We start from the raw sequence: 20,416 nt of genomic DNA on the forward strand, positions 1-20,416 counted from the left end.
AGGAAGGGAAATTCATGGCATTTAACAAACTTCTCAAAGTAGGCGCTATCGCTGCAGCCGTAATGGGCGCAGGCGCAGTTAACGCTCAAGAGTTTATTACCATCGGTACTGGCTCTGTGACTGGTGTTTACTACCCAACTGGTGGTGCTATCTGTAAGTTGGTAAATAAAGGTCGTAAAGACCACAACATCCGTTGTTCAGTAGAATCAACTGGTGGCTCAATTTACAACGTTAACACTATCCGTGCGGGCGAATTAGATTTTGGTATCGTGCAATCGGATTGGCAGTACCACGGCTACAACGGTACGAGCAAGTTTGAAGAACAAGGCCCGTACAAGAAGCTACGCGCAATGTTCTCTCTTCATACAGAACCTTTCAACATCATTGCGCGTGCAGATTCAGGTATTGAAAACGTTGAAGACCTGAAAGGTAAGCGAGTAAACATCGGTAACCCAGGCTCTGGTGACCGTGCAACGATGGGCGTTGTCATGGAAGCGATGGGTTGGACAAACGACAGCTTCAAATTGGCGTCTGAGCTAAAAGGCTCTGAACGCTCTCAGGCACTTTGTGATAACAAAATTGACGCCTTCATTTACATGGTCGGCCACCCGAACGGTTCAATCAAAGAAGCAACCACATCATGTGATGCGAAGCTAGTTTCAGCAACAGGCCCTAAAATCGATAAAATTGTTGCCGACAACCCATACTACGCCTTTAGCTCAGTACCGGCTGGTATGTACCGTGGTACAGACAAAGACGTAAACAGCTTTGGTGTTGCAGCAACAATGGTAACGACCTCTGATGTTTCAGACGATGTCGCTTACAACGTGGCAAAAGCTGTGTTTGAAAACTTTGATACCTTCAAACGTCTACACCCTGCATTCGCAAACTTGAAGAAAGAAGACATGGTGAAAGCTGGTCTTTCTATTCCTCTTCACCCAGGTGCAGAAAAATACTACAAAGAAATGGGTCTAATTAAGTAATTTCCTCAGACTCTACATACAGGCAGGAAAGAATATTTTCTGCCTGTTTGAGCATACAGGTTATAGCACGTTCTAACTGTATGCATCATTCGCCAGTTTTCTTCTGAAAACTGCGAGCTCATACCCAAGAAAACTTAAACGCCGCCTAACAGAGTATCCAACAATCAACACTTTGAGTTCAGGCAGCAAAATACTCGAAAGCAAACTTCGCTCCATTCACTACACTGATAGAGGCGAAGTGTGGTTCTCGATAAAAATCAGACAGGACCATCAATAATAAGGAAAAAGTACATGGCGACGAATCAAGCTCCGTCACAAGATGTGCAAGAAATGGTGGCTCAGGCAGACACAGGTGCACGTAGCCCTTCGGGAATGCAAGGACGAATCCTTTGGTTTGTTCCTCTGTGTTGGTCACTATTTCAATTATGGTACGCATCCCCGTTACCATTTATTTTCAATTTTGGCGTACTGAACGACACGGAAGCGCGATCTATCCACCTTACTTTCGCGATCTTTTTGGCTTTCACTGCTTATCCAGCGATGAAGAATTCTCCTCGCGATCATATCCCTCTTGTTGATTGGATACTCGCGTTGGCTGGCAGCTTTTCAGCAGCCTATATATACCTTTTTTATACCGAGCTAGCAGGACGCTCAGGCGCACCGACAACGGTTGATATCGTTGTTGCTGTTATCGGTATGATCCTCCTTTTAGAAGCAACACGCCGAGCTCTTGGTCCACCATTAATGGTCGTGGCTGCTGTTTTCCTTACTTACACCTTTGCAGGCCCTTACATGCCTGACGTTATCGCGCACAAAGGGGCAAGCTTGAACAAGGCCATGTCTCACTTGTGGCTAACAACAGAAGGCGTATTTGGGGTTGCGCTAGGTGTTTCTACCTCTTTTGTCTTCTTGTTTGTATTGTTTGGAGCAATGCTGGAACGCGCTGGTGCTGGTGCTTACTTCATTAACGTTGCCTTCTCGTTGCTTGGCCATATGAAAGGTGGTCCAGCTAAAGCGGCCGTTGTTGCATCAGGTTTATCTGGTCTGGTTTCTGGTTCTTCAATCGCAAACGTAGTAACAACTGGCACCTTTACCATTCCACTGATGAAGCGTGTTGGCTTTCCCGGCACAAAAGCGGGTGCGGTAGAGGTAGCGGCTTCAACCAATGGTCAGTTAACACCGCCAATCATGGGTGCAGCAGCATTTTTGATGGTGGAATACGTCGGTATCTCCTACGTTGAGGTGATTAAAGCCGCCCTACTTCCAGCGCTAATCTCTTATATTGCTTTAATTTACATTGTTCACCTTGAAGCGTGTAAAGCAGGCATGACGGGCCTTCCTCGTCGCCACAACCCAACACTAGTACAAAGTCTGCTGTCCTTTACTGGCACAATCTTAGGATTGTGTGTGATCAGCGCATTGGTTTACTACGGAGTGGGTTGGACAAAAGACGTCTTTGGTGATGCCGCGACACCAATTGTTACCGTCGCACTATTAATCGCGTACGTTGGGTTGGTGAAAGTCTCAGCAAATCACGTGCAAGATGGCGCAATTGAGATTGATGCAGAATTAACAGAAGTACCTGATCCTGGCCCAACCGTTAAGTCAGGCTTGCACTACCTACTCCCTATCGTCGTATTAGTTTGGTGTTTGACTGTCGAACGTTTCTCACCTGGCCTTTCGGCATTCTGGGCAACGGTGTTCATGATTTTCATTTTGCTCACTCAACGTCCGTTGATTGCACTGCTGTCAAAGCAAGGTGACATGCTTCAGCAAACCAAAGATGGCTTTGTCGATCTTGCCGAGAGCTTAGTTTCTGGTGCGCGCAATATGATTGGTATCGGCGTTGCAACCGCGGCAGCGGGCACCGTTGTTGGTGTTGTTACACTAACGGGTATCGGCCTAGTGATGACCGACTTCGTCGAGTTTATCTCTGGTGGCAGCATCATTCTTATGCTGCTGTTTACCGCCATCATTAGCTTGGTTCTGGGGATGGGTCTGCCAACAACGGCGAACTACATCGTGGTCTCTACGCTAATGGCGCCGGTTATTGTTACGCTCGGCGCGGCGCATGGCTTGATTATCCCGTTGATAGCGGTGCACTTGTTCGTTTTCTACTTTGGTATTTTGGCCGACGATACCCCACCTGTAGGTCTTGCAGCTTTTGCAGCAGCCGCAATTGCGAAATCAGATCCAATTCGTACCGGTATCCAAGGTTTTACTTACGATATTCGAACCGCTATTTTGCCGTTCATGTTTGTGTTCAATACCCAGTTATTGTTAATGGGGATCGACTCTTGGTGGCATTTGGCACTCACGGTCATCTCATCGATCATTGCAATGCTGATTTTCTCTGCGGCAACTCAAGGGTGGTGGTTCACGCGTAACAAGTGGTGGGAAACAGTCCTATTATTAGTACTGACGTTTTCGTTTTTCCGTCCAGGTTTTTGGTGGGACATGCTGTACCCAGCGAAAGTTCTTTCTCCTGGCGTTGAGGTAGCTCAAATCACGGAAACACTAAATGTAGGAGAATCATTGGAGTTACGTGTTGCCGGTGAAAACCTTGAGGGCGACTACATTGAGAAAACGGTTCGTCTTCCATTCGAAGACAGTGCGACAACAGCAGACGCACGTATTTCATCTATGGGTCTGATGCTGACCGAAAGTGACAACAAAATGATTGTCGATATGGTTGAATTTGGTAGTCCAGCAGAGTCCGCAGGTATCGACTTTGATTGGGAAATCAAGTGGGTTATCCAGGATGCAGACCGTCCGATGAAAGAGTGGGTGTTTGTACCATGCTTAATGATTTTGCTGGTGCTTGCAATGAACCAAAAACGTCGTGCTCGTAAGGAACAATTGAGCGCATAACCGATTTGGCCCCGAGGATAAAGGGGCCTTAATGAGAGACATTGAATGTACAAACAAATTCTTGTTCCGGTTGATCTAAATGACCAAGGCTTTTCAGACCGAGCAGTTGAACTAGCGGTTTGGCAGGCAAAGCAAGCAAATGCTCAAATCCATCTTCTGACGGTACTACCTGGTATTCACATGTCGATGGTTGCCACATACTTTCCGAAAGATGCTGCAGCCAAAATGAAGCAAGACGTGAAGCAGCAACTAAAAGCTTTCGCTAATGAGCATATTGCTGAAGATGTGGTTTACCAAGTGCATGTTGCTGAAGGCAAGGCCTACGCGACCATTCTTGATTATGCAGAACGTTTAGGCGCTGATCTCATCATTATGCCAAGCCACAAGCGCTCTAAAATCAATAAAGTAATGCTTGGCTCTGTCGCGAGTAAGGTTGTGGAATATTCTCCAATCAATGTGATGGTCGTAAAACCGCAAGGCTAAGTAAATACAGAAACGAAAAAGGACGCTAACATTAGCGTCCTTTTTATATTAAACAAGTAAGGGTTATGCCATCACTGGGTAATCGGTATAACCTTCTGCTCCCCCCAAATAAAAGTGTTCTGGTTTCGCCTCATTAAGAGGTGCATTTTTCTTAAATCTCTCGACTAAATCTGGGTTTGCGATAAAGGGAACGCCAAATGCGACCACATCAACTTTGTTTTCTGCAATTGCTGTTGCCGCTTCTTGTGCACTGTAGCCCACGTTCGCCATTAAGTGACCTTTATAGTTTTCGCGTGCTGGCTTGAGAACATCTGCTTTTTGTACGCCTTTCAGATCCGCACGCATCACGTGCCAATAAGCAAGATCGAAAGAATTAAGTTGCTCTGCTAAGTAACGCACCAAGCCAACTGGATCATTGTCTTTCATGTCATTAAATCCATTTAGCGGAGATGTGCGCAGACCGACTCTTCCAGGTCCCCACACCTCAACGACTTCTTTCACTATCTCAAGTAAAAATCGAGCACGATTTTCAACCGAACCACCGTATTCATCGGTACGTAAATTTGAACCGTCACGAAGGAAGTTATCAATAAGATAACCATTGGCGCCATGTATCTCGACCCCATCAAAGCCTGCTTTCTTGGCGTTTTCTGCACCTTGTTTAAACGCCGCAACAATGGAAGCTATCTCATCCACTTCGAGTGCTCGTGGTACCGTATATGCTTGCTTACCCGAAGGGGTATGGACTAATTCATCACGAATGGCCAATGCGCTCGCCGCTACAGGTGTTTTTCCTTCATTCAGATCAGGATGACAAGCTCGTCCCGCATGCCAAATTTGCAGTACAATCTTACCGCCTCTCTCATGAACCGCATCCGTTACCTTTTTCCAAGCTGCGATTTGCTCTTCGCTGTAAATGCCCGGCTCTGCCATGAAAGCAGACGTACCTTCCATCACCATGGTGCATTCAGCAATGATAAGTCCGGCACTCGCACGTTGAGCGTAGTATTCAACCATAAGGTCATTAGGAATATGGTCCGCACCAGCACGAGCTCGCGTTAAAGGCGCCATAATGGCACGGTTATCTAATGCTAATTGACCGAGTTCGATAGGAGAAAATAAGTCTACAGCGTTGGACATGGTGTTTACCTCAAATGACAATAACTTGATGGCTAAGGATGAGGTGCCAGACTATAATCAGATTAATATTGAAACAATATGGATAATTGAAAGTGATTGTTCGCAATTTAGAAACAATTAACTTTAGAACGCTTTCTATCTTTGTCACAAGCTGTCGACTACTGAGCTTAACCAAGTGCGCGCTGGAGTTAAACCTACCAAAATCTACTGTTAGCAAAGCCATAACCAAACTCGAACAACACTTTGAAGCCAAACTGCTAGAGCGCACAACCCGAAAGTTAGTGATCACCGAAGCTGGCCAAATGGTTTTAGAGCGTGCTGCAAGCTTAGTTGAGGAATTCCACTCAATTGGCCATGACGTTCAGGAGATGGAACAACAGATCCAAGGCCGGCTGCGTATTTCCGCGCCACCAGCGTTGGATGCGTATATGGCGGAGCACATCTTTTTGCCATTTTTAAAACAATGGCCAAAAGTACAAATTGCGTTAGAAGCATCGAACGATTTTGTTGATCTGTTTTCACACGGCTTTGATATGGCAATTCGAGTCGGTCAGATAGTTGATGATCGATTAATCGCGAAAAAATTAGGCTATACCACTCGAGTCCTGGCTGCTAGCCTGAGTATTTAGCTGAGTTCGGCGTACCTGAAACGCCAGAAGACCTGACAAAACATAACTGTTTGAGGTATCAATATGTTTCAGAAATAGGACCTTGGACGCTGATCTCACACGATAATACCGTCAATGTTTCAATAACCAGTAACTTTTCAAGTACAACTGTAGAAGCAATATTAAAAGGCGCACTTAAAGGACTAGGCATCGCGAACTTACCTGTGCAGAACATGACGCAAGAGCTAGAAAGTGGCACCTTAGTCAGAGTGTTGCCGCAATGGCACACGGTACCAATGCCTATTTATTTAGTGTATCGTCCTGGAGCAAACCGCCCACGGCGCGTACAAGCAATGATTGACCATATCATGAGCTTAAGATCTCAATTTGAATTTGGCCCTAGGCATGGTTTGTGTTGCGGAGAAGCATAACCTAGCAACTATCGGGCACTAGCATGCGGCTCGGATAAATGCCGCAAGCTTCTCACTAGCATGCTGTTCACTCAATGCAGACATATCACCCGCGGCTTCCACTTTACCATCCGCCACAAACACAAAGTGGCTGGCAATCGCTTTGGCATCGCTTAAATGGTGCGTGACCATCAATACGGTTATTCCCCGCTCTGCTGCCAGTTTTTTTACCAAGCCTAGCATCTCTTCACGCAACACCGGATCAAGCGCCGAGAACGGCTCATCCAACAGCCACATGGGATGAGGCTGAACAAAACAACGCGCTAAGGCAACACGTTGACGCTGGCCACCAGAAAGATGCTCTGGCAAACGGTCGAGGTACTCTGCAACACCAACTTGCTGCGCGGCTTGTTCAATCTGACGATTTTGGTCCACCGTGAGCTTTAGCCCCGGGTGTAAGCCCAAACCGATATTGTCACGCACCGATAAGTGAGCAAACAAATTGTGCTCTTGGAACAACATAGAGAACGGACGCAGATAAGGCTCTTTACGCACAATGGACTCACCATCAACACAAATATCACCACGGTCAGGATGGATGAATCCTGCCACCAACGCCAGCAAGGTTGACTTCCCTGCCCCACTTGGTCCCATCAGCGATACAATCTGTCCTTGCTCAATCGTTAAGTCAAAACGAAACAGTTCACGTTGGTAGGTGTACTGCACATCATCCAACACTAACATTACGCTCTCTCCTTCGTTTTCAATACTTTCTCAATCAAGGCAAAACAGCCCACACTCAACAACAATAAGGTCACCGATACCACCGCAGCCGCGTCCATCTGATAGCTGCCAAGCAGCTGGAATAAATACAGAGGTAAAGTGCGGAACTCTTGTCCGCCAAACAACGCAATAGCACTTAAATCGCCAATCGCAAACATAAAGCTGATCGCAAACGCATGTGCAAACGGCTTGCGTAGCGCCTGCCACTCCACCACTTTAAACCGTTGCCAGCCACGCATGCCTAAGCTGGCACATACATACTGATACTGTTGTTCAATGTGCAGCATTGGCTGCGCTAGCGTTTTGATCACGTAAGGCAAAGCCATCAAACCGTTCACCAAAATCACGACAAAAAATGCCAAGCTAAAAACATCGGTAAATGCGCGCAGTAGTAAGAATAAACCGGTGCTAATCACCAGACCTGGAGTCACCAAAATAATGGTGCCGATTAACTCTATCTGATCGGCTCGCGTGTTTTTGTACTGCAACCGCCAACGGCGACTGGTCAATAGTATGGACACCCCTGCAGCGACCGCAAGCGCGCTAGCGACACAGGCGACTTTGAGAGAGTTCAATAGCGCAGACCAAAAACGCTCATCGGTTAATACTGTCCAAACTTGTTGGTTGATGCCACTCAGTAACACCATCAATAACGGCGGTATTACCAGTAAAAAGGCACCTATGATCCAAAAGCTATCCCAAGCTTTTGACCACCCATGATCCTTCGTTAAATATTGCTGTACCGATGTGCTTCCAGCACTGATAGAAACAGGCCTTGTTAACTTCTGCACTCCAATAGCAAGCAGTCCACATAACAGCATCTGCCACAGCGCCAATAACGCCCCAGCTTGTAAATCAAAATCAAACTTAATCGCTTGGTAAATGGCCAATTCAATGGTGGTGGATTTTGGCCCTCCCCCCAACGCCATTACAGTGGCAAAACTGGTAAAGCACAACATAAACACCAACCCACAAACGTGGGGAAGCTGCTGCCTTAAACGCGGCCATTCTACCCAGCGAAACTTATCCCAATGGCTCATCCCAAGATGCGCGCAAAGCTTATGCTGCTCGGCAGGAATAGACTCCAAGGCTTGCAGAAGCAATCGTGCCGCGTAAGGTAAATTAAAGAACACATGGGCGAGTAAAATGCCGTTCAAACCGTAAATAGAGAATGGCAGTTTAGTGTCGAAACTTTGCAACCACTGCGCCAACAAACCACTGTTGCCATAAATCGCTAACAGCCCAAAAACACCAACCAAAACCGGCAAAACCAGTGTCGATGCAAACAGCTTAAGCAGTAATGATTTACCAATAAATTGGCGACGCGAAAGTGCGTGCGCTACTGGAATGGCAAAGCCAACACTGAGCAATGTGGAAAGAAACGCTTGGTAGAAACTGAACTTGGTGACATGTTGATAGTACGGGTCGCCCCATACCACAGACACATCAAGTGAAGGGGCTTGAACAATCAAAGCACCTAGGGCAGAAATAACAAAGGTCGCGATGATCATCGCGACCCCTAAACCTATTTTTGGAACAGAATTCAAAGGTAAAACCTATCTCATTCAGATGAGGATGGAAACGTCAGCTAAAACGTCAATGCGCTTTGCCATTCGCGAATCCAAGACTTACGCATTTTTGCCACTTCATCAGCACTAAAGCTCAACGACTTGCTTGGAACACTCAAAGTTTCAAAACCTTTAGGTAACTCAACGTCAGTGACTGGGTACATCCAGTTACCCGTTGGCATCGCCGATTGGAACTCATCACTTAAAATGAAACTCATAAATTGATCAGCAAGTTCTGAATTTTTTGCCCCTTTCACTTTGGCGGCTACTTCAACTTGCATGTAGTGGCCTTCAGCAAAATTCGCCGTAGCAAACTTCGAATCGTTTTCCGCAATTAAGTGGTACGCAGGTGAAGTGGTGTAAGAAAGCACTAAATCGGACTCACCATTGAGGAACATAGAATACGCCTCAGACCAACCTTTCGTGACCGTTACGGTTTTGCTCGCTAGCTTCTGCCACGCTTGCGTCACATCGTCGCCATAAATAGATTTCATCCATAGCATTAAGCCTTGGCCCGGCGTTGAAGTCCGCGGATCTTGGTAAATCACTTTCAGATCGTCGCGCGTTTCCACCAGCTCTTTCATGCTTTTCGGCGGATTAGCCAGTTTCTCTTTGTTGTACACAAACGCGAAGTAGCCGTAATCGTACGGTACAAACGTCGTGTCACTCCAACCGTTTGGTAACACTGTGTTAGCCGTATCCACATTGTGCTCGGCAAGCAGATCGGTTTTCTTCGCTTCTGCCATCAGATTGTTATCCAAACCTAATACGATGTCCGCTTTGCTATTACCGCCTTCAAGACGAAGACGATTCAGAATCGACACGCCATCGTCTAACGCTACGAAGTTAACGTCACAGCCACATTTTGCTTCAAAAGCTTGCTCGATTTTAGGACCCGGCCCCCAATCTGCGGCAAAAGAGTCGTAGGTATAGATGGTTAATGTGTTTTCAGCGGCAAACGCTGAAGTAGAGGTGATTGCAGCTAAGGCAATCAGATTTAGAGTGGTTTTCACTGCTCGCTCTCCATGAGTATTTCAGAGAAATAAGTTGAGCGGCACAGGGTTTGAGGCGGCTATTAAGGATTTCCAATATCCAGACTCAATTCCTACGCCAGCATTATCTGGTTCAGGTAATACGGGTCCCTAGTAAAGCACTTAGGTCTCAGCGCCCAAATGCATTGATTGACTCAATGCAAAATGGGTTTGCTCCCCGATGAGTTGGATGGATTGTAAAGGTATTTGAGTGGTTACACAATCAGCTCACGAACGCTGGTCATAACCCCAACGAGGCACCAAACCTTGCTCAATACCTAAGTGGTCAAGAATTCTCGCCACCATAAAATCCACTAAGTCTTCAATACTCTTTGGCTGATGATAGAAGCCTGGAGCTGCTGGCATGATGGTGACGCCCATTTGCGACAGTTTGTGCATGTTCTCCAGATGTAGCGTTGAAAATGGTGTTTCGCGAACCACGAGCAACAGCTGCCCGCGCTCTTTCATTACCACATCAGCGGCCCGCTCGATCAAGTTATCTGACATACCATGCGCAATCGCTGCAACGCTTCCCGCAGAACATGGGCAAACCACCATTTGCTTTGGTGCAGCAGAACCAGACGCAACCGGTGAGAACCAATCGTCTTTACCGCAAACGGTGATGTTATTTCGATTGCAGTTCAGGTGCTCTACCAATGCTTGCTGCGCCGCTTCTGGGCCACTTGGTAGCTTAAGATTATGCTCGGTTGCCATCACAACACGAGCTGCCGAAGAAATCAGAACGTAGACATGATAATCCGCCGCAACCAAGCATTCTAAAAGACGAAGGCCGTAGGGAGCACCAGAAGCACCCGTTAATGCCAACGTGATGGCTTTTTTATGAGAGGGTTGTGTTTTGTTTTGCATATCAATCAGGCTTTTTGTTTAACTGCTCAAGAAGTTTTCCGTGAATACCACCAAAGCCACCGTTGCTCATGACTAGAATTTGGTCACCTGGTCGCGCACGTTCGACGATCTTGGCTACAAAGTTATCTATATCCGCATCGACAAACGCTGGCTGTGTGCATTGGTCGGCAATGTCTTGCACAGACCACTCGATATTATCTGGCTGGAACAAGAAGACTTCATCTGCACTGTGTAGTGACTCTGCAAGTGTGTTTTTGTGTACACCTCGCTTCATGGTGGCAGAACGCGGCTCCAACACAGCAAGGATGCGTTTTTCACCTACCTTGTTACGCAAACCACCGACAGTAAGTTCAATTGCCGTTGGGTGATGCGCAAAATCATCGTAAACCGTCACACCTTGTTCTTCACCTTTCAGCTCTAAACGGCGCTTGGTATTGATGAAACGCCCTAATGCCTGGCAAGCAAGATCCGGAGTGACTCCAACATGTCGTGCAGCAGCGATTGCCATCAGCGCATTATCCACATTGTGGTCACCCACCAAATTCCATTCGACGGTACCAACCTTCTCACCTTGCAACGCAACGTCAAATTTTGAGCCATCAAGCACTAATTTGTGCGCTTGCCAGTCACCATTCTCACCAGAGAACTGTTTTTCAGTCCAGCAACCACGCTCTAATACATCCGCTAACGCTTGATCTTTCCTCGGCGCTAAGATCAATCCATTGCCCGGTACAGTTCGCACTAAATGATGGAATTGGCGCTTGATCGCTTCTAGATCATCGAAGATGTCGGCATGATCAAACTCAAGATTGTTCATGATTAAAGTGCGAGGATGGTAATGCACAAACTTAGAACGCTTATCGAAAAAAGCACTGTCATATTCGTCCGCTTCAACGACAAAAAACATGCTTTCACCCAAACGAGCAGACACTCCGAAGTTACCGAGTACCCCACCGACTAAGAAACCCGGTTGATAACCACAATCTTCAAGTATCCAAGCAAGCATGCTCGACGTGGTCGTTTTCCCATGTGTACCCGATACCGCCAATACCCAACGATCATGCAGCAAAAACTCGTTGAGCCACTGCGGACCAGAGGTGTAGCGCATGTTAGTGTTGAGCACATGCTCGACACAAGGGTTGCCACGGCTCATCGCATTACCAATCACCACAAGATCTGGTTGAGGGTCGAGTTGAGACGGGTCAAAGCCTTCAATAATTTCAATACCTTGAGACTCAAGCAGTGTGCTCATTGGCGGATAAACGTTGGCATCAGAACCAGTGACTTTATGCCCTAATTGGCGCGCTAAAATCGCAGCGCCGCCCATAAATGTGCCACAGATACCCAAGATATGAATGTGCATAAACTAAACCTTGTAATGCGTTCTTTAATGCTTTCATTATCGCGATCACAACCAGAAAAGCGAGAGACTTTAGCCTTCTTCTTGCAGTCCCTTTCACAAATATGACAAGGTTGAACACAGACTGTACAACCTCTTGCTTACTGATGAAGCCCTCAAACAAGTCTACAAATAAATTGAGATCTCAAACAGTTACTTCATTACCATTAAAAAGATCTGCGACTTAAACTTACATCCAGCGCAAACGTTTAACATCCATAAAGAGATGCTCACTTGCGCACTACCCCCAATGAAATGAAAATGTAAGGATTAACCATGTCAGGACTGCGCACCCTAGGCGAGTTCATTGTCGAAAAACAAGCGGATTTCCCCCACGCTAGCGGTGATCTATCATCCCTTTTAGCCTCCATTCGTTTAGCTGCAAAAATCGTTAACCGCGAAATCAACGCAGCGGGTCTCGGTGATATCACTGGTGCTGTAGGCACGGAAAATGTCCAAGGTGAAGATCAGCAAAAGCTCGATGTTTACGCGAACGATAAGTTCAAAGCCGCGCTTGAAGCTCGTGATCAAGTGTGTGGCGTTGCCAGTGAAGAAGAAGACGAAGCAGTTGCGTTCAATAAAGAACTCAACCAAAACGCCAAATATGTAGTACTGATGGACCCACTTGATGGTTCTTCTAACATCGATGTGAACGTCTCTGTTGGTACTATCTTCTCGATTTACCGTCGTGTTTCTCCAATCGGTACTCCACCAACTGAAGAAGACTTCCTACAACCTGGTCACAAGCAAGTGGCTGCGGGCTACGTGATTTACGGCTCCTCCACCATGTTGGTATACACAACTGGTAACGGCGTAAACGGCTTTACTTACGACCCATCTATCGGCAGCTTCTGTCTTTCTCATGAAAACATGATGATTCCTGATGATGGTAAGATCTACTCCATCAACGAAGGTAATTACATTCGTTTCCCTCAAGGGGTGAAGAAGTACATCAAGTACTGCCAAGAAAACGTGCCAGAAGACGGTCGCCCATACACTTCTCGCTATATTGGCTCGCTGGTTGCTGATTTCCACCGCAACCTACTGAAAGGTGGTATCTACCTTTACCCAAGCACACAAAGCCACCCACAAGGCAAGCTACGCCTGCTTTACGAATGTAACCCTATGGCATTCCTCATTGAGCAAGCTGGCGGCATTGCATCGGACGGCGTGAATCGCATTATGGACATCAAGCCTACTGAGTTGCACCAGCGTGTACCTTTCTTTGTGGGTTCGAAGAACATGGTTCGCAAAGTTGAAGAGTTCCTTGAACTGCACCGCGACGAAAAATAATTTCAGACCTTTGTCCAACGCGGCAGGTGTTTACCTGCCGCGTTTTTGTCGCTAAAGTGAAACGCGAATTTATCATCAGATGAAGCCGCTTTTGTGTGACTCATCGTTAATGAAAAGGAATATTCTAATGAGCTTAAACCATGTACCAGCAGGCAAGTCGCTGCCTGAAGATATCTATGTCGTTATCGAAATTCCTGCAAATGCAGATCCAATCAAGTACGAAGTAGATAAAAACTCTGGTGCTGTATTTGTCGACCGTTTCATGTCTGCACCAATGTTCTACCCATGCAACTATGGCTACGTGAACAATACCCTGTCTCTTGATGGCGACCCAGTCGACGTATTGGTACCAACACCATACCCACTCATGCCAGGTTCAGTCATTCGCTGCCGTCCTGTTGGCGTTTTGAAGATGACAGATGAATCGGGTGAAGATGCAAAAGTGTTTGCGGTTCCCCACTCAAAAATCTCGAAAGAGTACGAGCACATCCAAGATGTGGACGATATCCCAGAACTACTGAAAGCGCAGATCACGCAATTCTTTGAGCGTTACAAAGAGCTTGAAGCAGGCAAATGGGTGAAAGTGGATGGTTGGGCAGATGTTGCTGCCGCTAAAGCTGAAATCCTAGAATCTTACGAGCGAGCTCAAAATAAATAAGCGCTCCTGATGCTAAAAAATTACAAAGGCTAACTCATACGAGCGGTCCTTGATAAGGGCCGTTTTTTAGATATGACGCCACCAGATGTTTCAGGAGCACTCTCATCCAGAATTACGGATACTTTTCAGGTGTTGGAACTGGCATCTTCAAGTTGAACTGGTATATATAAAAATCATGATGTCACATCAAAGTAAGCATTTAAGCCGTTAATCTTATGAGTTAACTGACAGCGCTTAGCTTTAAATTTATAACTAAGAGTATCGCCGCCAGAAAACGATCTAACAGCAATTAATAGTTTAAATACTGAGCCGTTAAAAAAAGCACCTTGCAAGACTACTTGACCTGATTTTCTTGATGCTTGGTATTTTTTGAAGGTGTTGTAGGTTTAAGCTTAAACGGTAGCCACGAACATTTGGTAAAAAAACTTCTTCCGTAGATAGAGTGAATGGAAATTCATCGTCAAAGTTACTATCCGTTCGATGTCCGTATCTTTGAGAATGCATTTCAGCAAACAATTGTCCGAATTTGCTTGTAAACAATGACGGGAATTCAATGTTTAAGTTTTGTCCTGCCCTGCAAGCACTGACTGCTTGCATTATGTATTCCGGATCGGCGAACGAACTACCCGCAGTTTCAACAAAGTGAGCAATAATGTGCATTAGCGCTTTTTTGGAAACGCTATTCGTTGCGTTATAAGAATCCCACACCATGGGATCAAAAGCATCGTTAGCAAGCAAAGCAATTTTGCTTACAAGCGATTTATCATAGGATTTCTTCGATGCGTACCGACTATTTACGTAAAAGTAAAAGAAGTCGCGATGTATACTTTGTGGTGCTATATATTTCATATTTATATGTTTTTCTTCATCAATAAATATCGTAAAGGCTAGCTGCAAACTACCCTGTATTTTTAATCCACATTAACGCATTCTCCAATGAGAAATAAGACTACTCGGTTATGTTCATAAAATTCATGCCAATACCCGTGATCATCAAAAATGCTTAAATCAGATTCATGCTAAGCACCAAATAATGGCTTATGTACAAGCTAGTTTGGTATCTCTTATACCGTTGCTGGAATGAATAAATTGAATGAGTATAGATAGCGAATATGATATTTTAATTGATGGTTAAATTTTAAAAAATTTCGGTTTAATACAAGTTTTAAAAGGAGGAGTTAACCCTCCTTTTTATTCTTATTCCTCAACTTGAATTAATGAAGACAAAGAGGAATGAACAGAAACATCTTCAACGTGATCCTGTCCTTTATCTATTACATCAATCTGCACAAGCGAATTACTCAAAGTGCAGAAGTTCATACCAAGAAAGATGCTCTCCCCATTTATTTCACTATTAGTGACAACTTTACCTAAAGGTGCAAGTGGTATGAATTTAGAAATGATAAGTTTTACTAAATGATGATCGAGGTCATACTCGAAATTAACAACTTGAAATTCAAGAGGTTTATATACTAAACGTCCTATTCGTGAGACTTCTGGTTTTAGATCAACAACAACGACAAAATCCAGATTTGACAGCATCGATTCTAGAACTAACCCTAAACCATGAATATTAATACTTGCCCCTTAGTTTTAAAAAATGCTAATTGGTTTGATAATTCGTTCAAACGTACATCTCTAATTTTCATATCGTCTGAAGCTTGATATACATTCTGAATATTTTCTTCAAGCCCACGATTAATCTCGTTAATACGCATGGAGATCTCCTCAGTCACCGTCGATTGCTCTTCGGATGCCGCCGCAACCATAGCATTAATTGAAGTCAGTGTTTCTACCTCTTCAGAGATACTACTAAATGCATGTTCTAGTTCACTGGCAATCTTAATTGACTCGTCAATTAAATTGTTATTTACCGACATAACCTCATCAGCCTCATTAGACTTAACCTGCAAACGATCAACCACTTCTTGAATATTAACCGTAGACTTTTGTGTCCTTTCAGCGAGCGCGCGGACCTCTTCTGCTACAACAGCAAAGCCGCGCCCATACTCACCAGCCCTAGCCGCTTCAATTGCTGCATTAAGTGCTAATAAATTGGTTTGTTCGGATACTGAAGCAATCATTTCTACTATAGGGTTAATTTCTTCACTATAAGCACGAAGCTCACTGACAATATCAGATGACGAACTCAAAGAACTATTAATCTCTGTTATGACCTGTTGGGCACGGCCTAGGACTGCAACACCACCTTGTATTGCCTCATTCATAGTACTGTTTGCACGCTCAGCATTAACAGCATTATCAGCAACTTCACGAGCAGTAGCGGATAATTCTGCAGCTGCAGTAGCAACTTGTTCAATTTCCAAACGCTCTTGTTCTGAATTGGCAATAAAAGTTCCAACAATGACTTTTGTTCGTTTGTCGCTAGCCAGAATAGCAAGCGTAGTATCTTTTACTGCATCAATTGTTTCCGATATAGTTTCTTTTGACGAATTAAGAATATTAAATATAATATCAAACTCATTAGTGAATTTCGGTAGATCTTGACTAGTGCACAAATCACCACCCTTCATTTCATTGATTTCATTAAGTAAATGACTTATGCATAAAAGTTCTTTTCTTAAAATCCAGAATAAACCACCGCACAAAAAAATAGCTTGCAAAGATGAACTCACAATAGCTCCAATGAGTTCATCAGAGGGAAGATGTTGAGCGATGTAATACATAGCATATTGGACGATTGCAGAGCTAATCACAAAAAGCACTATGAATAATTTGATTATTTTTTTAATCATTTTTCCCCCTACATTGTTTAAAATGCGTAATTCAATACTGCACCAACAAAGTGAACATTCAAATCGTAAACACCATTTAATTGAGTTAAATGGCCATTAGTTAGGTTATCTGGAGCTAGAGTACGAACTGAATTACCATCTAGATGTTCATAGTAGAACTGAGCTTTCATGGCCTCATTAATAAACCAAGTTAAACCTGTTGAGTACTTTGAGATTGGTCCAGTTGGAACGTCCACATTGATTTTCGTAGGATCATCTTGTGGTGACGTCTCGTACGAGTAACCTAGTTCAAATCGCAAGGATTTATTGATCTTAAAATGACCACCGATAGCAGTTGAATATGTATCTTTCCAGCTACGAATAATAGGTGAGTTAGACCCATGGACAATAACATCCGTTTGTTGAACTGCACTTAAATCTTGCCAACCCAAAGTCCACAGTAACGCAACATTATTCTTAACTACGTGATAACCACTAAGTTTTACCTGAGCTGGCATAATTACATTCACTTGAGCAGGAAGTGAACTTTTACCTGAAGGCAACCCTATATAACGTCCTTCAACTTTAAGAGCTAAGTCACCTTCTAATTCATGTTCTATTTGTGAGCGATAGGCAAATCCAATACGGTTAGCATCACTAAACTGGTACATAACACCAATATTCCAACCAAAAGAAATATCGTCGGCAGAAATCTCACCATCTATAACATTGAGTCCGCCGTCGATAGCCGTCGTATTTAATGTTTGATTGATATATGCCATTTCAGCACTTACACCAATACCCAACGATAGTTTGTTATTCACTTTGTAAGCAACGCTTGGGTTTAATTGAGCAGTCAGTAGCAGACCATCTTGTGCCATGATTGAGCCTGAAAATCCGCTACCATAGCCGAAACCAGCCCCTCCAGTGGCCCCCATTGCAATACCGAAGCTAGATTTATCATCTATCTCATTTGTAAAGTAGAAACTGCCGATTGGAAGTAGTTTTTTAAGTGACGTTTCTTTAAAGGAACTTTCGTGCCCACCTACGTTTGATCCCATATCGTAATAAGTACTATCAAGATTAAGCAGGCCTAAGTTGGTCGCAATATGTTTTCCTTTTAAGCGAACCATACTCGCAGGGTTTACAAAAGCAGCTTCAGCGCCTTCAGCTACGGCAGCAGAACCTGCGCCAGCCGTACTTGTGCTCAGTTCGCCAAGCTCAGAGAACATATATCCTCCCGCAAAGACTTGCGATGAAAAACCACACAAAATTAACACCACTGCTAAATTTTTACTAACTTCATTTAATAACATAATTATTTAATCTAAATGTTTATATTTAATTTCTGAAAGAAATTTTTTTTCGATGAAGTGGACAGTTTTCTACCACCTTTTTTTAAAAATAATTCTTCCATAAATTTTTTTTCATCTTCATTAACAAAAAAACGTGCAGTGAACGTTTAAATTATTCACCAACTCGTTATCGCACATATCGAAGAAACTACCAAAATTACGTACAATAATTGTTTTAGTTGCTTCCATATCAATCACCTATACCTAATTACTTACAGGCAGATCATATAAATTAAGTAACGTTTCCAATTGATTTTTTTGTTCGTACAAATGCTCCATTATCGATTCGTGTATCTCGTTCTCTGAGCTATCAAGGATTCGTCCTAATGCTGATACTGCGCCTGTTAACTCACTAGTTAGTTCGCTGAATTGATGATGCTGTATAAGTTGAGGTAAAGTTTTTCTTAATAATATTAAACTGCAATGTGCATTAAAAATCGAAGCCGCAACCTCTGGCAACAAATCAAAAGTATTTTCACAATGTAGAAAACTCAAATATTCAACGCAATCCTTACAAATGAACATTTTGTCGATTCCTAGCTCAATAATAATACCATCACCCTTACAGAGCTTACATTTATTTACCATTAATCAATTACCCGAAAAATTATTTTTATATATCATATCTACGAAACATTCATAACACTTATGATTATTTCCATGACGTTCAAATAATTTAATTGATTTATAAACCAAATCATCTCAACGCCCTGTAATACTCACAGTTATCCGATTTTAAGTTTTTTTCTAACTCGAAGAATCACATTCATATCGCTTGAAATTTCTTTGCTGGTTAATATTTATCTCAGTTATTTATGATGTTGTATTTCGTTACTTATACTCGCTCTATTCGCTTTTAAAGAACTCTAAAGATTTGTTTAGTTGGTTTATTCTTTCTGAACTTTCAGCACAGGACTTCTCTGTTTCATTGAAAGCGTTCGAATAGCTCTTAACGTTACTGTTGATCCCATTAATCTGCATTGAAATATCTTGTGTTACACATGACTGTTCACTTGATGCTGTAGCTACCATTGAATTGATTTGCGAAATGTTATCTATTTGTACCGTTATTTCTTGGAATGAGGTATTAAGCTCATCACTCGTCTTTGATGATTCATCCATTAAGTGCGAGTTATGCTTCATTAGATTATCGGCAGTTTTCGATTGCTCTTGCAGTTGGTTAATAAAGTCTCTTATTATGTCGGTAGATTCTTGGGTGCGGCTTGCTAATGTTCGAACTTCATCAGCCACTACCGCAAAACCTCGACCTTGTTCACCAGCCCTTGCAGCTTCGATGGCAGCGTTAAGTGCAAGTAGGTTAGTTTGTTCAGACACAGCGCTGATCATTTCAAGTACGGTTCCTATTTCTTCCGAATAACCGCGCAATTGACTAACCACTGCGATACTTTCTGCAATAGAAGAGCGTACTTGTTCATTTGTATCCCTTGCGCGCGTTAATACCATAGAACCACGACTAACAGCATCAAGTGCTTCATTTGTTGCTACCTCTGCATCTGAAGCGTTTTTAGCAACTTCCTCGGCGGTAGCGCTTAACTCTGTTGCTGCGGTTGCAACTTGTTCGACGGCAGAAAGCCCCTCGTTTATTTCTTGGGTAACATTTTGCACAACATTAGAGACATTAGCTTGCTTTGTTAACACATCATTGCAGAGTGATTTAGTATCGCCAATGAACGAGCTCATACTTTGTTGCATGGTTGATAATGAATTAGATATTAGATTTATCTCATTATTACTCTTTTTGATCTCGAAACTTCCAAATTGTCCATTAGCCATGCCTCCGATGACATCAACAATCTTTGGTAGTTGATTAAGTTGGCGTTTTAGAACTGCCCCAAGCGCAATACAACAAATAGCACCACCAGTAAAAATCAAGCCAACGAGCCATGTCATTACCGAATGCATATTTTTGATGCTTTCATCCAATGATGTGAACGCTAGAACGTCAAACTGATCATTGATTTCATCTTTTAGAGCAAGGAATGTTTCTCCGCTTTGGTTGGTATACATCATTGAAGATTTATACCGAATTCCTTTTAACATTGGACGTACGTCGTAGATGGATTTAGCTACCCAAGACGCATCGAGTGCGGTTACAATCGTATTGTCTTTTGTTGTAATAGCATAACTACCAAAGCCCGATTTCAGATAATAAGTGCGACATTCATGGAAAGGTGTAGAAGAGGAAGCCAACTGCTGAAAGTGGTACGCTCT

Annotated in this window: 16 protein-coding genes, 1 pseudogene and 1 riboswitch; of the genes and pseudogenes, 6 read left to right on the plus strand and 11 right to left on the minus strand. The window is 43.7% G+C overall.

Features of this window, described 5'->3' with window-relative positions:
* Nucleotides 1-14 precede the first annotated feature (14 nt).
* The 3 genes from R7Z77_RS11515 to R7Z77_RS11525 all read left to right on the plus strand — a co-directional run bounded on the left by R7Z77_RS11515 (nt 15) and on the right by R7Z77_RS11525 (nt 4,337).
* Nucleotides 15-983: a TAXI family TRAP transporter solute-binding subunit gene (locus tag R7Z77_RS11515; protein ID WP_005379657.1), complete on the plus strand. Its 969-nt coding sequence runs from the start codon at nt 15-17 to the stop codon at nt 981-983.
* Between the two features lie 291 nt (nt 984-1,274).
* The gene (locus R7Z77_RS11520) at nt 1,275-3,854 is read left to right on the plus strand and encodes a TRAP transporter permease (RefSeq protein ID WP_318136669.1); all 2,580 of its coding nucleotides are present in this window, start codon (nt 1,275-1,277) and stop codon (nt 3,852-3,854) included.
* A 45-nt stretch (nt 3,855-3,899) separates the two neighbouring features.
* Nucleotides 3,900-4,337, plus strand: coding sequence for a universal stress protein (locus R7Z77_RS11525; RefSeq protein WP_017820275.1), 438 nt, complete (start codon nt 3,900-3,902; stop codon nt 4,335-4,337).
* A gap of 63 nt (nt 4,338-4,400) precedes the next feature.
* Here the strand turns inward: R7Z77_RS11525 and R7Z77_RS11530 are convergent, their stop codons facing one another.
* Nucleotides 4,401-5,477: an alkene reductase gene (locus R7Z77_RS11530; RefSeq protein ID WP_318136670.1), complete on the minus strand. Its 1,077-nt coding sequence runs from the start codon at nt 5,475-5,477 to the stop codon at nt 4,401-4,403.
* Between the two features lie 92 nt (nt 5,478-5,569).
* On the opposite strand from R7Z77_RS11530, the pseudogene R7Z77_RS11535 reads away from it, so the two are divergent.
* Nucleotides 5,570-6,516 (plus strand): annotated as a pseudogene (locus R7Z77_RS11535) (LysR family transcriptional regulator).
* 18 nt (nt 6,517-6,534) lie between these two features.
* Here R7Z77_RS11535 and thiQ read toward each other — a convergent pair.
* The 5 genes from thiQ to mpl form a co-directional block, all read right to left on the minus strand.
* Entirely contained in the window at nt 6,535-7,239 is a 705-nt protein-coding gene (gene thiQ, locus R7Z77_RS11540; protein WP_047101922.1) for a thiamine ABC transporter ATP-binding protein, read from the minus strand.
* Complete coding sequence (thiP, locus tag R7Z77_RS11545) at nt 7,239-8,825, minus strand: thiamine/thiamine pyrophosphate ABC transporter permease ThiP (RefSeq protein WP_086046505.1); 1,587 nt, start codon at nt 8,823-8,825, stop codon at nt 7,239-7,241. The genes thiQ and thiP overlap by 1 nt, the downstream gene beginning before the upstream one ends.
* Before the next feature lie 41 nt (nt 8,826-8,866).
* Nucleotides 8,867-9,859: a thiamine ABC transporter substrate binding subunit gene (gene thiB / locus R7Z77_RS11550; RefSeq protein ID WP_213877122.1), complete on the minus strand. Its 993-nt coding sequence runs from the start codon at nt 9,857-9,859 to the stop codon at nt 8,867-8,869.
* A 72-nt stretch (nt 9,860-9,931) separates the two neighbouring features.
* A riboswitch (TPP riboswitch) is annotated at nt 9,932-10,068 on the minus strand.
* A gap of 37 nt (nt 10,069-10,105) precedes the next feature.
* Entirely contained in the window at nt 10,106-10,744 is a 639-nt protein-coding gene (locus R7Z77_RS11555) for a flavin prenyltransferase UbiX (protein ID WP_005379640.1), read from the minus strand.
* A gap of 1 nt (nt 10,745) precedes the next feature.
* On the minus strand, nt 10,746-12,107 hold the full coding sequence (mpl, locus tag R7Z77_RS11560; RefSeq protein ID WP_318136671.1) for a UDP-N-acetylmuramate:L-alanyl-gamma-D-glutamyl-meso-diaminopimelate ligase: 1,362 nt from the start codon (nt 12,105-12,107) through the stop codon (nt 10,746-10,748).
* A 312-nt stretch (nt 12,108-12,419) separates the two neighbouring features.
* Between mpl and fbp the strand changes: the two genes are divergently transcribed.
* Together fbp and ppa are read left to right on the plus strand one after the other, a co-directional pair.
* Entirely contained in the window at nt 12,420-13,436 is a 1,017-nt protein-coding gene (gene fbp, locus R7Z77_RS11565) for a class 1 fructose-bisphosphatase (protein WP_104975822.1), read from the plus strand.
* A 127-nt stretch (nt 13,437-13,563) separates the two neighbouring features.
* Nucleotides 13,564-14,094: an inorganic diphosphatase gene (gene ppa / locus R7Z77_RS11570; protein ID WP_226083717.1), complete on the plus strand. Its 531-nt coding sequence runs from the start codon at nt 13,564-13,566 to the stop codon at nt 14,092-14,094.
* Between the two features lie 312 nt (nt 14,095-14,406).
* Here ppa and R7Z77_RS11575 read toward each other — a convergent pair whose 3' ends face one another.
* The 5 genes from R7Z77_RS11575 to R7Z77_RS11595 form a co-directional block, all read right to left on the minus strand.
* Complete coding sequence (locus R7Z77_RS11575) at nt 14,407-14,991, minus strand: hypothetical protein (protein ID WP_318136672.1); 585 nt, start codon at nt 14,989-14,991, stop codon at nt 14,407-14,409.
* 300 nt (nt 14,992-15,291) lie between these two features.
* Nucleotides 15,292-15,636 carry a hypothetical protein gene (locus R7Z77_RS11580; RefSeq protein WP_318136673.1) on the minus strand — a complete coding sequence of 115 codons (345 nt, stop codon included), beginning with the start codon at nt 15,634-15,636 and terminating at the stop codon, nt 15,292-15,294.
* 17 nt (nt 15,637-15,653) lie between these two features.
* Complete coding sequence (locus R7Z77_RS11585; RefSeq protein WP_318136674.1) at nt 15,654-16,850, minus strand: methyl-accepting chemotaxis protein; 1,197 nt, start codon at nt 16,848-16,850, stop codon at nt 15,654-15,656.
* A 17-nt stretch (nt 16,851-16,867) separates the two neighbouring features.
* Nucleotides 16,868-18,145 (minus strand): OmpP1/FadL family transporter, encoded by a 1,278-nt coding sequence (locus R7Z77_RS11590; RefSeq protein ID WP_318136675.1) that lies wholly within the window; start codon nt 18,143-18,145, stop codon nt 16,868-16,870.
* 885 nt (nt 18,146-19,030) lie between these two features.
* On the minus strand, nt 19,031-20,416 hold a 1,386-nt coding region (locus R7Z77_RS11595; protein ID WP_318136676.1), incomplete at its 5' end, for a methyl-accepting chemotaxis protein.

The sequence above is a fragment of the Vibrio sp. 1401 genome, from assembly GCF_033340295.1.

Excerpts from the sequence above, each read along its gene's own strand:
- R7Z77_RS11585 (WP_318136674.1), bottom strand. The coding sequence starts at position 16,850 with ATGATTAAAAAAATAATCAAATTATTCATAGTGCTTTTTGTGATTAGC.
- R7Z77_RS11590 (WP_318136675.1), bottom strand. The coding sequence starts at position 18,145 with ATGTTATTAAATGAAGTTAGTAAAAATTTAGCAGTGGTGTTAATTTTG.
- fbp (WP_104975822.1), top strand. The coding sequence starts at position 12,420 with ATGTCAGGACTGCGCACCCTAGGCGAGTTCATTGTCGAAAAACAAGCG.
- R7Z77_RS11580 (WP_318136673.1), bottom strand. The coding sequence starts at position 15,636 with ATGCTGTCAAATCTGGATTTTGTCGTTGTTGTTGATCTAAAACCAGAA.
- ppa (WP_226083717.1), top strand. The coding sequence starts at position 13,564 with ATGAGCTTAAACCATGTACCAGCAGGCAAGTCGCTGCCTGAAGATATC.
- thiQ (WP_047101922.1), bottom strand. The coding sequence starts at position 7,239 with ATGTTAGTGTTGGATGATGTGCAGTACACCTACCAACGTGAACTGTTT.
- R7Z77_RS11520 (WP_318136669.1), top strand. The coding sequence starts at position 1,275 with ATGGCGACGAATCAAGCTCCGTCACAAGATGTGCAAGAAATGGTGGCT.
- R7Z77_RS11525 (WP_017820275.1), top strand. The coding sequence starts at position 3,900 with ATGTACAAACAAATTCTTGTTCCGGTTGATCTAAATGACCAAGGCTTT.
- R7Z77_RS11515 (WP_005379657.1), top strand. The coding sequence starts at position 15 with ATGGCATTTAACAAACTTCTCAAAGTAGGCGCTATCGCTGCAGCCGTA.
- R7Z77_RS11530 (WP_318136670.1), bottom strand. The coding sequence starts at position 5,477 with ATGTCCAACGCTGTAGACTTATTTTCTCCTATCGAACTCGGTCAATTA.
- R7Z77_RS11555 (WP_005379640.1), bottom strand. The coding sequence starts at position 10,744 with ATGCAAAACAAAACACAACCCTCTCATAAAAAAGCCATCACGTTGGCA.
- mpl (WP_318136671.1), bottom strand. The coding sequence starts at position 12,107 with ATGCACATTCATATCTTGGGTATCTGTGGCACATTTATGGGCGGCGCT.